The organism is Paenibacillus harenae DSM 16969, from assembly GCF_000422465.1.
GTDB lineage: Bacteria > Bacillota > Bacilli > Paenibacillales > Paenibacillaceae > Pristimantibacillus > Pristimantibacillus harenae.
Genome location: NZ_KE383842.1, coordinates 2,039,160 through 2,051,210 on the forward strand (window position 1 = coordinate 2,039,160; position 12,051 = coordinate 2,051,210).

The 12,051-nt window shown below is 48.6% G+C and carries 13 protein-coding genes; 2 read left to right on the top strand and 11 right to left on the bottom strand.

Annotated elements, in window-relative coordinates:
* Positions 1-12 precede the first annotated feature (12 nt).
* The 11 genes from H581_RS0119610 to H581_RS0119665 form a co-directional block, all read right to left on the bottom strand.
* Positions 13-1,038, bottom strand: coding sequence for a phosphate/phosphite/phosphonate ABC transporter substrate-binding protein (locus H581_RS0119610; protein WP_028611510.1), 1,026 nt, complete (start codon positions 1,036-1,038; stop codon positions 13-15).
* 134 nt (positions 1,039-1,172) lie between these two features.
* Positions 1,173-1,877 carry a phosphonate C-P lyase system protein PhnL gene (gene phnL / locus H581_RS0119615; protein ID WP_028611511.1) on the bottom strand — a complete coding sequence of 235 codons (705 nt, stop codon included), beginning with the start codon at positions 1,875-1,877 and terminating at the stop codon, positions 1,173-1,175.
* An 18-nt stretch (positions 1,878-1,895) separates the two neighbouring features.
* Positions 1,896-3,077 carry a phosphonate metabolism protein PhnM gene (gene phnM / locus H581_RS0119620; protein WP_028611512.1) on the bottom strand — a complete coding sequence of 394 codons (1,182 nt, stop codon included), beginning with the start codon at positions 3,075-3,077 and terminating at the stop codon, positions 1,896-1,898.
* A 19-nt stretch (positions 3,078-3,096) separates the two neighbouring features.
* The gene (locus H581_RS0119625) at positions 3,097-3,942 is read right to left on the bottom strand and encodes an ATP-binding cassette domain-containing protein (protein WP_028611513.1); all 846 of its coding nucleotides are present in this window, start codon (positions 3,940-3,942) and stop codon (positions 3,097-3,099) included.
* A complete protein-coding gene (locus H581_RS0119630; protein ID WP_028611514.1) occupies positions 3,939-4,823 on the bottom strand; it encodes an alpha-D-ribose 1-methylphosphonate 5-phosphate C-P-lyase PhnJ in 885 nt (294 codons plus the stop codon). The genes H581_RS0119625 and H581_RS0119630 overlap by 4 nt, the downstream gene beginning before the upstream one ends.
* Positions 4,820-5,947, bottom strand: coding sequence for a carbon-phosphorus lyase complex subunit PhnI (locus H581_RS34590; protein ID WP_036718872.1), 1,128 nt, complete (start codon positions 5,945-5,947; stop codon positions 4,820-4,822). The genes H581_RS0119630 and H581_RS34590 overlap by 4 nt, the downstream gene beginning before the upstream one ends.
* Positions 5,947-6,543 carry a phosphonate C-P lyase system protein PhnH gene (phnH, locus tag H581_RS0119645; protein ID WP_028611516.1) on the bottom strand — a complete coding sequence of 199 codons (597 nt, stop codon included), beginning with the start codon at positions 6,541-6,543 and terminating at the stop codon, positions 5,947-5,949. The genes H581_RS34590 and phnH overlap by 1 nt, the downstream gene beginning before the upstream one ends.
* Before the next feature lie 11 nt (positions 6,544-6,554).
* Positions 6,555-6,983 carry a phosphonate C-P lyase system protein PhnG gene (phnG, locus tag H581_RS0119650; RefSeq protein ID WP_028611517.1) on the bottom strand — a complete coding sequence of 143 codons (429 nt, stop codon included), beginning with the start codon at positions 6,981-6,983 and terminating at the stop codon, positions 6,555-6,557.
* Between the two features lie 50 nt (positions 6,984-7,033).
* Positions 7,034-7,897 (bottom strand): GntR family transcriptional regulator, encoded by an 864-nt coding sequence (locus H581_RS0119655; RefSeq protein ID WP_342663423.1) that lies wholly within the window; start codon positions 7,895-7,897, stop codon positions 7,034-7,036.
* A 17-nt stretch (positions 7,898-7,914) separates the two neighbouring features.
* On the bottom strand, positions 7,915-8,772 hold the full coding sequence (locus H581_RS0119660; protein WP_028611519.1) for a PHP domain-containing protein: 858 nt from the start codon (positions 8,770-8,772) through the stop codon (positions 7,915-7,917).
* 187 nt (positions 8,773-8,959) lie between these two features.
* Positions 8,960-10,546: an alkaline phosphatase family protein gene (locus H581_RS0119665; protein WP_028611520.1), complete on the bottom strand. Its 1,587-nt coding sequence runs from the start codon at positions 10,544-10,546 to the stop codon at positions 8,960-8,962.
* A 163-nt stretch (positions 10,547-10,709) separates the two neighbouring features.
* Between H581_RS0119665 and H581_RS0119670 the strand changes: the two genes are divergently transcribed.
* A complete protein-coding gene (locus H581_RS0119670) occupies positions 10,710-11,666 on the top strand; it encodes a hypothetical protein (RefSeq protein WP_028611521.1) in 957 nt (318 codons plus the stop codon).
* 158 nt (positions 11,667-11,824) lie between these two features.
* Positions 11,825-12,051: HTH domain-containing protein (locus H581_RS38625; protein WP_342663424.1), on the top strand; the 227-nt coding region annotated here is incomplete at its 3' end.

Consider the following 12,051-nt stretch of genomic DNA (forward strand, 5'->3'; position numbering starts at 1 on the left):
AGGTTTGCTCCTTTACTTGGATAATTCTCTAATAGGGTTAAACCACTCGTCCTCCACTTTAAGCAGCTTTTCGTCGCCGCTCTTAGTGAAAATTCCGGAAAATTCAGAATTTTTTGGCACGAAGATCTTCTCATTGTTCGTGACCTTGTCAGAAGTAAAAGCTTCAATAAGCTTGTCCATCTCGGCCTGACTGATGTTGTCCGTATTGACCACGAACGGCGAGTTGAGAACCGGCGTAACGGAGATAAGAACAAATTGTTCTCCCGGATAAGCATCGAACGGCTCGTCCGCATTGTCCTTCACCTTGTAGACGGCGCCTGGACGATTCTCTTCGCCTTCCACAAGCTCGATATAATTATTGACGCAGGTATCGCAGAATGCCGCCGCATCCGCCTTGCCGCTGATCAGGTTAACCGCCGAGCCCTGATGAGAGTTGCCGTATAGCACCTCGCTGAAAAACTTGCCGCTGCCGCCTTCCAGCAGATCATCCGAAGTTAAATCCTTATAGGAATCCATCTTGCTGAAATAGTTCACGATACCGGATGACGGCACTTTAAATCCGGATGTAGAACTGGTGGAGACGAAGGAGAATTTCTGCGCGGCGATCGGATCGATTTTAAAGCCGTCGTCATCCTTATACTTAACTTCATTTCCTTTCTTGACCGCTAACCAGCTGTAGTATACCGCATCGTCCAATGTCCCTGACTTCCCGCTCGGCACGACAAGCGGCAGAACTTTATTATTCTTGTCATGCGCTTCGATATAACCTTGCGGGCCCAGGAAGGCCAGATCGGCATTTCCATTGGCTATAGCCTCTACGGCAATGATGTAATCCGTTGTCGTTTTGTGCTCGACCTTCTTGCCGGTTGCCTCCTCGATCATTTTGCCGAATTCTTCGCGTGCAGCGTCGAGATCGGCGCCGGACTCGTTCGGAAGCCATGCGATCGTAAGCTTGCCGCTGCCGGCCGAATTGGCCGAACAACCTGCGAATACCGTTACCGCTATCAATGACAGGATGAATGTCAACGTTCTTTTCATTTTGAAGAATCCTCCTCGACCATCATTATTATTTAATAATAAATTCCGACAATCCCTTACAAAATGAATGATACAGGCCGAATGTCAGTCGGGGATTAGAACAAGCCCTTACTTTCATTAATTTTCAACTGATGCTACCGGACCGAAGCAAAATGGCCTGCATTCATGTTGTACTCGCGATGGCATAAGTTTTTCATAAATTCAAGATCGTGGAAAATGCCCAGCATAGTCGTACCTTCCCGCATCAGTTGCTCCATCAACTCCCTGACCTTGCGTTTCGAAGCATGGTCCAGGCTGGCGGTCGGCTCATCGAGCAGAAGCAGTCTCGGGCGTTTCACCATGGCCCGCGCGATATTCAACCGAAGCTTCTCGCCGCCTGAGAATGTAGCCGGATAGCTGTCCCATAACTCTTCGTCCAGCTCGAAATGAGACAGCATTTTCTCCGCTTCGCGCTCTGCGAGAAAGTTGGTATTCCCCATCTCTACGATGGCCTGTTCGACAAGCTCCCGCGCTGTAGTCCGGGGCATCACGTTCAGGAATTGAGATACATATCCAATTTCTTGCTTGCGCAAATAAACGATTTCCCGCTCCGATGCTTCCGCCAGATTAATCCGGCCAAACTTTTTCGATAAGTACCATATGTTTCCTTCATTGATCACATACGTGCGGTAAATGCTTTTCAATATCGTAGATTTCCCGCTGCCGCTCTTACCGGTAATGCCTACAAATTCGCCTTCTTGCATTTCAAAGTTAATAGCGTCTACAGCCTTGATCTGTTTCTTCAAGTTATGAAGCGTGAACGATTTCGACAGATTTTCAATCCTCAGTATCGGCTCCACTATTCCGCCCTCTTTCCGTTAACCAACCCGGTAATTTGTTTTTTGTATAAGCCTTCCATCAACAAAGACGGTCGTAATAACCGGAAATTCCGGCTCGATCTCCTCAATAATTAACAAGTCCGCCTTCTTGCCTTCCCGGATCGATCCGATTTCATGATCCAGCTTTACCGCTTTGGCAGGATTGAGCGTTACCAGCTTGAACATCCCGGCAAGATCCATGCCATGTTTACGGTTTAATTCAAATATGGCGTGCAGCATGGCGGCCGGATAGTAATCGCTGCATAGAATGTCAATGCTGTTCATCTTGATCGCTTCCGCTGCGGACAGATTACCGCTATGGGAGCCGCCGAGCAGCACATTCGGAGCGCCTGCAGTCGTGTACATGCCTTTCTCTTTCGCTTTCAATGCGATCTCCAATGTGATCGGAAATTCGCTGATGACCGCTCCGAAGCTCTGAACAAGCTCCAATTTTTCAATCGAGTCGTCATCGTGGGAAGCAATCGCGATTTGGTGCTCCTGCGCGAACAGCGCCAGTTCTCTGATACCGTCAATCGTAAGCTTCTCTTTCTGCTGATGCCTATCGATGATCTGCCCGATTTCTTCATCGCTCAAATTGTTATAGCCCTTGACCGTAGCACGGAATACTTCGAGACACCGGTATTGCCCTTGACCCGGCGTATGATCCATAAATGAAACGAGATGCACTTTCTTCTCCGCGATATAGCTTTTCAAATTGTCGATTTCTTCGACATTGTCGATTTCGAACCGGGCGTGAAAACGGTGGCGCACCAAATGCTTGCTCCGGTGGGCTTCATCGATGATATCGATCAGCCGCTTCACATTTTCCGGCTCGCGAATCGGCTTGTAGGCATATTCCGAGCCTTTAAATAAAGAGAGCGAATGGAACATGGTCGTAATGCCGTGAGTGATCAATTCCTTCTCGGTTTCTCTAAGGCTGAGGTTGAAATCCATAAGCGACGTCGGCCTTGGAGCGGCCATGTGCTCAATATAGTCGGAATGCAGGTCAATGAACCCCGGAGCGATATACCCGCCATCGGCATCGATTACCTGGATGTCGTCCTCCGGAACAAACTCCCCTCTTCTGACGATTCTTTCAATTTGATCTCCGCTGATCAACAAATCGAAACCGTCCAATATCGCTTCTTCCGTAACGATGCGTCCACCCGTTATGAGATACACATTCTCTCCCACTTTCCTCTTATAGTAGCGAATGAACCAGCTGCTGCGTGTAACGATGCTGCGGATCCTCGAGAATCTGATCCGTCAGACCGTATTCGATCACCTTGCCGTCCAGCATAACCATCGTCCGGTCGGCCAGCATCCGGATTACGCCCAGATCATGCGAAACAATAATTATGCTGATATTCAGTTCCCTTTGCAGCTGCTTGATCAAATCCAGCACGCTCGCTTGAACGGATAGGTCTAATCCGGTTGTTACTTCGTCGAGCAATAGAATCGGCGGGTTATTGGACAGCGCCTTCGCAATTTGAACGCGCTGCTGCATGCCTCCCGAGAAGTTTTTCGGCGGTTCTTTCATCCGGCGGGAAGGGATATTCACATGCTCCAGCAGCTCGCGGCCCCTCGCTTCCATCGATCCGACATCTCTGCTACCGGCAGCGATCAATTTCTCCGCGATATTGCCGATGGAGGAGAAGCCCATCCGGAGTCCCAGAATGGGATTCTGGTACACCTTACCCATCTGATGATTGCGGATGTAGCGCTTTTGCTGGGAGGACTCTCCGAACAAATTGACTTTCCCGTTCTTGTAGGTACGGATATACGCTTCTCCCCCGGATACCTCCTGATCAAAGTACAGGCATTGCATCAGCGTCGATTTCCCGCTCCCGCTTTCCCCGACGATACCGAATACCTCCCCCGGATACAGGTCGAACGAAATTTGCTGACACGCGTAGACGGCGCCGCATTTCGGGCAGTAATTTTTGATCAGGCGATCCGCTTCTCCGGTTCGGCAATGCGCGCAACCGGGGCCAAATTGCTTGCTCAAGTTGTTGATCGATAATATTGGCGTATCCTGTTCATTCATTCCGCGACGCCTCCTATCTTCGCAGCTGTGCGGGTTGTGGAAGCACTGCCTTCGTTTAATCGGGAAATACAATAGCTTGTATCATTGCATTGATGGAGGGTCTCTCCCGTCTCCTCCTGAATCAATTCATCCAGAAATACGTCTTCCGCTCCGCATAACCGGCAGCACGCGCCTTCAAAGCGCTCCACCTCAAAGGAATAATCGTCAAAAGCGAGCGATACCACTTTCGTATATGGAGGTACCGCATACACTTTCTTCTCACGGCCCGCTCCAAGTAAAATCAAGGCGTCCGAATGATCCATCTTCGGATTGTCAAACCTTGGAATCGGGCTTGGCGCCATGACATACCGGTCATGCACCATCACAGGATGATCGGCGTCGGTCGACATATTGCCGTATTTCATGATCTGTTCGAACAGCATTAACCACGAACCGCTGTATTCTTTCTCCGCATGCAAATGTTTGGTGATGAATTCGCTAGGCTCAAAGTATCTCAGCGGTTCCGGGAGCGGAACCTGCAGTACGAGAATCTGGTGTTCATGAAGCGGAATTTCCGGGATGCGGTGTCTGGACTGAATCAGCGTCGCTTCCGCCGTATCGTCTACCGTTTTCACGCCTGTCGTTTTGGCCACCAGCTTCTTAATATTTACCGCGTTCACCGATTCGTCGGCTCCCTGGTCAATCACTTTGAGGATGTCGTTCTTCCCGATCAGAGAGAGCGTCAGCTGCAAGCCTCCCGTGCCCCAGCCCCGGGCGATCGGCATCTCCCGAGAGGCGAACGGTACCTGGTATCCCGGAATCGCGATCGCTTTCAACGTGGCCCGCCTTATTTCCCGTTTCGATCCTTCGTCAAAAAAGGCGAAATTATATGCGATATTCATCGGTTCTCTCCCTCCCGTTCCTCATTCCTGTTCCTTCTCGTCTTGCGGACACTATCCAGCTTGGACTGAAAGGTGACGTAATGCGGCATCTTGAGGTGGGAAACAAAGCCCGTCGCTTCAACGGAATCGATATGAAATAGGACAAATTCCTGGTCCTGGCTCGGAAATTCCGGATGATCGGTGTTCAAGCTGTTGTCGAGAATACCCATGGCAATTGCCTTGGTTTCGTTCTGCCCGTAACAGATGCCGTAGCCGATATCGAACTCGATCTCTTTCCTGCCGTGCTCCTTCTCGATAGTGACCGGAATCAGCATTTCAACTTCGGTAACTTTGATCTCCCCGATATAATAAGCGTCATCCGGGTCGGAATCGCCAATCGGATTATCGATGCATACCGGCAAATCGCCGATGCGCAGTTCGCCTACGGTCGGGTGCAATTGTCCGTACCCGCGAATAACGGCGTAAGCGAATGCGGTAACGGCACCGGTCTGCCCCCTGGTCAGAACTTGCAGTCTTTCACTCCGGCTTGCCGGGAAATTCAAGCTGGTTCTCGTCACATCCTCCGGCTCTTCATCGTCCTCTTGGCATTCGGAGATCAGACCTTCCGCCCGCAAATAATCCAACACCTTGGGCAGCTTGTTCAAATCCGTCTTATCCGGTCCCTCTTCTTCGACTTGACATTCGAATGCATGCAGCCACTGCTTGGCATCCTCTTCCGTTTCGTCCATGAGATCAAAGTCGATCAGCCGGTGGATAAAATCCGTCGTTGCGCCTAATATTTGACCTCCGGGAATATCCTTGAAGCTTGCCGAAATCCTTCTCTCGACCCGCATGTCATCAGAGAGTACCGTTCTGGAATAGTGCTTTCTGGGTAAAGTAGACCGGTAAGCTCTCATCAGGAAGACGGCTTCCTCCGGATTGCCTTCCGCCTGCTTAATGGCGATCGCCGCCAGCGTTTCGCTATATAAGCTGCTCTCGGACATCACCTGATCGATCAAGCCTCTCATGCCGCATACGATCGAATCGACTTCCATCACTTTTCCTTTTTTTACACGCTCGTATTTTAGACGCTGAATCGATTCCTCGATGGCCTGCGTCCCGCCTTTAACAGCCACATAACCCATTACCCGTTCACCCGCTCTCTGATTTGAGTCGTCCGCGGGATACAGACCGCTTGATGCTTCCGGTCGACAAAGATCATATCGATCCCCATCGGATACTCGCTGTTTTTGTCCGCCCGGAGTTCTATCCAGCTTCCATCAGTCAATACCCGCAGTCCGGCCGTTTCTTTAATGCCCGGTCCGGTCAGCACCAGATGCATGTCATTTGCTATCAGCTCCGCCTCCACAATTAATGTGGCCGATAGATGAGGATTAACCAAATCACCCGTCTTAGCCGAACGAACCGCTCGTTCCATTTGCCCTGTGTCCGCATCGCTGAGGACGAAGATGTAATCGGCATATGCTGCCTCAGCCTCTTTCGAATAGGTCAATTGGTTGAACAGCCTCGTTATCTCCTCTTCCCGTTCCGAGTAGATCTTGAACGTCACTTCCGTATCCAAGAGAACCATCGCCAACAAAATCGTCGTATCGAGACAGCCCGCTCTACTTTCAATGGCGCCTGCCTGCTCTCCGAAGCGGGAGATCGTTCCGGGTCTGGACATGGAATCGATTAATTTTCTGTATGCAAGCTGTATATCATGAACGAGATCCAGTTTCATCTGTCACCCTCCTATTCACCGTCATCCATCGTTTCGAAGTTCACTTTCGTTTGCAGAATTTTGCTTTGACGTAACGTTCGCTTCCGGCGGATCGCTTCTTCTTCCGCGATTAATACCTCCGACCAGGACGCCGTCTCTTTCAATTCCGCGCGATACGCTGCGTCAATGACGGCAAGCTGGTAAGCCAGCTCAGGTTCGTGACCCTTCACGATCCCTAAACCGATGACGTTGTTGATTTGGACTTTACACTCCGTTATGAAGACTTCGCCCAGATAGAACAAGCTTTTTTTCGCTGTTTCTCTTAGCTTTGTCATCACTAGCCCGTTATTAGGCTGTTCGATCGTATTCACTTCGTACCGTTCATAAATCTGTTCAGCCAATCGGGCGGGAATCTCTCTGGCTCCGTTAATTAATATTTCGGTCCGTTTTTTTCGCTGCACTTCTAATACCTCCTTCATCACTTGCGGGGGGATGCTTCACTTCAGCCGGCTTAAATGACATACGTAAAATAATCGCTTCTATATAAGGTTTTCGTGAGCTCCAGCACATTGCCGGTTTTTCGATCCATGCAGCCCGATTCCAGCATTAAGAGGGGAATCAGACTCGAGCACTCCAGCAGCTCCCGCTCGTCTTTCGAAGGAAATGCCACGCTGAGCACGGTCTTTTTGGATTCTAATTCGGTAAAGCCTTTGCTCTTGTAATAATCGAACATCGATGTGATCCGTCTGCCTTCTTCGGCTATATCGCCGAATAAGCTTTCAGCCACATATGAGATATGGAACGCGATCGGCCGCTGATCGACCAGCCGCAGCCTTCCGATTCGGTAGACCCGGGTCTGCTCGCCGATTTCAAGCGCCTGATAGATTTGTTTGTTGTAAGGGATCTGCTCGCAAAAAATATTGCGTGATTGATAGCTGTAACCAAGCTCATTCATTTTTTTGCTGAAGCTGATCGTCCCTGAAAGGACGAGAGGAATTTGCTGCCGCCTGTTTTTGACATAGCTCCCTTTCCCTTGTCTGGAATAGATATATCCCAGCTCCTGCAACGTGGTATATGCTTTACGTGCCGTCATCCGCGGAACCTTGAACAGATCCGCCATCTCGTTCTCGGAAGGGAGCTTATCATCGGGCTCATAAACACCTGAACGGATATCAAATATGAATTTATCGACGATCTCCTGTACTTCCGACATCGGTGAATCACTCCTCGACAGCATATTTGGAAATAAAGACGGGACATCATTCAAGTCATGGAACCGCTCCTCCAATTCGTCGCGCGGCCAATCCCACCAAGCGATATTCAATTGCCGGATGGTCTCGGGATCAAATCCCATCCGGATCATTCTGGCCGGCACGCCGGCCTCCTTCGTGATCAAAAACGGATTTTTTGAACAGCTTCTTTTAACGCGGCAACGCTTGCGATTCCCGGGTCCTTGCTGCCGAGCGCAACCTCTTTCTCACCGTAAAACCCATGAAAATCACTGCCGCCCGTCATAATCAAACCGTACTGATCCGCGCAGTCTTTGGCTCTTGCTTCATCTTCCGGACCGTGCAGCGGATGCCAGACTTCAATACCGGCCAGTCCGCTTTCCGCCAGCTCCGGCACAGCTTCAAAGCTGTGATATTGCCCGGGGTGGGCTAGAACCGGGATTCCGCCCGCCTGTAGAACCGCCCGGACCGCCGATCGTGCATCCACATATTTCATGGGGATGAATGCGATGCCCGGCGCTTCCCCGTTCAAACCGCGTGAGAATAGTTTTTTGTACAAGTCCCCATAAATCGTATCTGTATAGCCGTTGTCGATCAAAGCATGCATAATATGCTGTTTGTAAACTCCCGTTCCGCCGAAGGCATATTCCATCACTTGCTCCCATGTGATCTTATAGCCGGCTCCGATCAGCTGCGTAACCATGACACGTGAGGCCTGATGACGCATTTCCACTAATGGGCTGCACATCTGTTCCAGCACGGGATGCTTCGGTTCTATATAATAGCCCAAGATGTGGATTCTCCGGTTTCTGGTGAAATCAAAGGCGGAAATTTCGATTCCCGGAATGATCTCCACTCCCCGATTCTTGCCCGCTTCCACCATTTCTTCCAGGCCTTGAGTCGTATCATGGTTTGTTATCGCCAGATGGCTGACACTTTCCTTCTTCGCCAATTCAATAATTTGGCCGAATGACAAGGAACAGTCCGACAGGTTCGTATGGCAATGCAAATCGACTTTCATCCGATGATATCCCTCGCTTCGCTCGAAGATTTTCTTTCCTTGTCATCCTAACTTGGTGCCAAGTTGCGAAGGTCATGCCAATGTAAAAACTATAATAAGAACTTGTAAACTTAATCGAAAAGATCATTAATATATAAAAAAAACAGCCTTCCGATTATGAAGGCTGCTTTCCTTTTATCCATACTGCTTATCCGTTAACCAATTTCATAATCCAGTCTTTGATATCGACAATTCGCAATGTTTGAGGCCGGGTACTCGTTCCGGTTACGATTAATGGAACAAGCGAATCCAGTTCATGCAGCGAACCGTGGGCCCCTCCCTTGATGTGGGTAGGGGAGCTTTCTCCGACGATTTCATATCCCGGCTGCACCGTGACGACAACATATTTTCCTTCATGAGAATTCATGGCCCCGTTTAATCTGGCAAGTACGTCAGGATACTTTCCATACTTGATCCGGTTGTTCGTTATTGAAATATCCGCGAGATCAGGGTCGCCCCATACCGTCCACGATTGCCCATATTCATCCACGTACTTTCCGCCCGGACGAAAAGAAAACGATTTGTCGCTTTTCCCTGCAGTGACACGAATATTTTCACCGTCTTTCATCGCGATAAGGTCGAGCTTCTCCTCGTTTTTCAAAAGCTTCACGATATCGGATATCGCAACCTTATCATCTATCGCATAAACATAAGCCATCCGTTCGTTAGCGGCGATCACAATTTGGTCCTCTGTCCTTACAGGTTGATTTAATTCCGCTATACGGTACCGGTTCAATAACGGCCTTAAATCAACAATGGAACCGTCCCTGTCATCGTATACATAGCTTTGCCCGCTGTCTCCCATGATGATCCATATGGCCTTTTTTGCTGCTTGCTCCCAAGAACCGTATGCGCCCAGCACCTCCTGCAGCGCTTGATCGGCTTTCTCAATCCCCCCCAATTCAGAAGGGCCTTTTCGATGGACGATGTTATCGTTTTCCGGAAAATAAGTAATGGTAACGTTCGGAAGCTTATTATGCTTAATAAGATAAGCAGTGTCATGCGCGGAAAATTCGTCGTTCATTCCATATTTCTTCCAGACTAGAGTATCCAGGATATTGTTCGGATCTTGCTGTGCAAGCGCCGCATAAGATAACCATTTCGGCCCTGTTACATGGATTTGTTCGGGTAAACTAGTGCTGTCCGCTACCCATTGCGGCATGCGTAAGGCATGCTTCGTGTTCCCTCTAAAAACGACAGCATTGATCGATGCGGAGCTTTTCCCTTTTTCATCCAGCTCCTCATGAATCGTTTTTGTTTTTTTGTTCAATTGAACCTGATTCAACTGATAAATAGCATCCATAAGTACTTGCGGTTGATCGATTTTCACAGCTTCCTTGAAACCATTTCCGTAGAAAATCATACGGCCCTCTTTGCCGCTGTACCAGACAAGTCCAGGCACTTGATGACGGTCTGCATACACCCCCGTTAATAATGTGCTGTCTATCGTCACGGACATCGTGGGGAACGAACTAACGACCTGCGGATAATATTGTCCTTTATTGAGCAGAAACTGCAATGCGGGAGCCCGGCCTTCTTGAATCGCTTTCCCCAGAGGCTTGTCCATTAAAGAGTCAATCATGATAAAAATGACAGGTTTTCCAATTTGATTTGCTTTGATATTTGACTTGGCATTCAGTTGATTGATGCGCTCTCCGGATTCCGCGTTGCAGCCTGCAACAAGCAAACCGGCACATAATACTAGCGTGATGATCATTTTCCCGCTTACTGTCATAGGATTTCCCATCCTTTTTTAAAGCTTTTTTCCTGATTAGTTTTTCTTGTATGGAATAGAATTATTCCAGAAACAGCGGATCCCATGGCGTTATCTATATTTCCGTCCCGGTTCGGGAACATTAACAAACGGTGCTTTTAAAATCATCCGGGAGGCGTAAAACATGCGAAATATCGAAATCAGACCGAACCTTAGAACAGCCGGAGGCGAGTTCAGCGATATTATGATGGGTGGCAAGTTTGCCGGTTCCTTAACACTGGTTTACAGGGAAGGAGACCGCGTCGCGGGTTCCGTCCAGTTGGAAAAAGGTTCATTGAAGCCTGCGAACAAGCAGCGTGTCGAATCCTATCTGAAGGATTATATCCAATCCTTCATTCACGCAGTCCAGGCTGAGACTTGCGATGTTGTCGTGACCTTCAGCCGTTACGATAATATTGTAACTACGGCAGAAGAGGATTATGAATCCAAGAACGAAGTGTTAACGGAGGATCGGGAATCAGCCGAGTACAAATTGGTAATGGTGAATGAAAAACGGAATCGCATCGATTATCAGGTTTACGACAACAAAGGAAAATGGATTGCTGAGGCCGTATTCAGGACGGACCATGCGCACATTTCGGGGGACGTACGCTGGGTATTCGAGCCGGATGATGAAGAGGTCGAAAATATGACTGAGTTGCTGGTTTCGGATTTTGATGAAGAAATTGTGGATACATTCATTATTAACCATAAATTCGATGGGGAACTAATAGAAACCGTGGAATTGACCCACGATGACCTATTGGATACTCCGGTCGAGGTAATCGGGGATACTGCGGAGGAGGAGGATTTTAACGTCATTTTAGCCCGTGATGACGGAGAAGTCTTAACTTACGAGATTTATCAGCAAAACGCCGGAAAACTGCCGATCGGTACCGCCACTGTAAACATTAAGCACCGCCGGTTAACCGGCTTCATTGATTTCCGTGACCACCCCGACGTCAACGATGCCGGAGCTATTACTTCCGCGCTTATGAAGGAGCTTGACAAAGAAAGGGATTACGACGGCCTTAACCTCTCTCTGATGTTCAAAAACGAATTGATTGATGAACTCTTTATTGATAACGAACCCGTACATTAATGACAACATTGGAAAAAGCTCAAGCATAGACCAAAATAGAAAATGGCGGTACAGGATGAACTGTGACCCGTGAAATAGACACTTTGAAAAAAGTGTCTATTTCACGGGTTTTTGTGTTTTAATTAACATACTAAATAGAACGGGGTATAACTTTCATCATGTCTAAACGCAAATGTTTTACACCAATGCAGATTAAAATACTTGAATCAAATCCTAATGTCGTGCACGTTTCAGAGAAAGCAATTACATATAGCCCTGAGTTTAAACGGTACGCAGTAAAGGCATACATGAGCGGCATCACACCTATGCAGATCTTCACTGATGGTGGATTCGAAACCACAATAGTTGGGACAAGAAATCCTAGAGCCTCTCTAGAACGTTGGTG

What these genes read in the sequence shown, in the direction of transcription:
- H581_RS0119610 (WP_028611510.1), bottom strand. Translation starts at nt 1,038, where the DNA reads ATGAAAAGAACGTTGACATTCATCCTGTCATTGATAGCGGTAACGGTA.
- H581_RS0119625 (WP_028611513.1), bottom strand. Translation starts at nt 3,942, where the DNA reads ATGAATGAACAGGATACGCCAATATTATCGATCAACAACTTGAGCAAG.
- H581_RS0119630 (WP_028611514.1), bottom strand. Translation starts at nt 4,823, where the DNA reads ATGAATATCGCATATAATTTCGCCTTTTTTGACGAAGGATCGAAACGG.
- H581_RS34590 (WP_036718872.1), bottom strand. Translation starts at nt 5,947, where the DNA reads ATGGGTTATGTGGCTGTTAAAGGCGGGACGCAGGCCATCGAGGAATCG.
- phnH (WP_028611516.1), bottom strand. Translation starts at nt 6,543, where the DNA reads ATGAAACTGGATCTCGTTCATGATATACAGCTTGCATACAGAAAATTA.
- H581_RS0119660 (WP_028611519.1), bottom strand. Translation starts at nt 8,772, where the DNA reads ATGAAAGTCGATTTGCATTGCCATACGAACCTGTCGGACTGTTCCTTG.
- H581_RS0119665 (WP_028611520.1), bottom strand. Translation starts at nt 10,546, where the DNA reads ATGACAGTAAGCGGGAAAATGATCATCACGCTAGTATTATGTGCCGGT.
- H581_RS0119670 (WP_028611521.1), top strand. Translation starts at nt 10,710, where the DNA reads ATGCGAAATATCGAAATCAGACCGAACCTTAGAACAGCCGGAGGCGAG.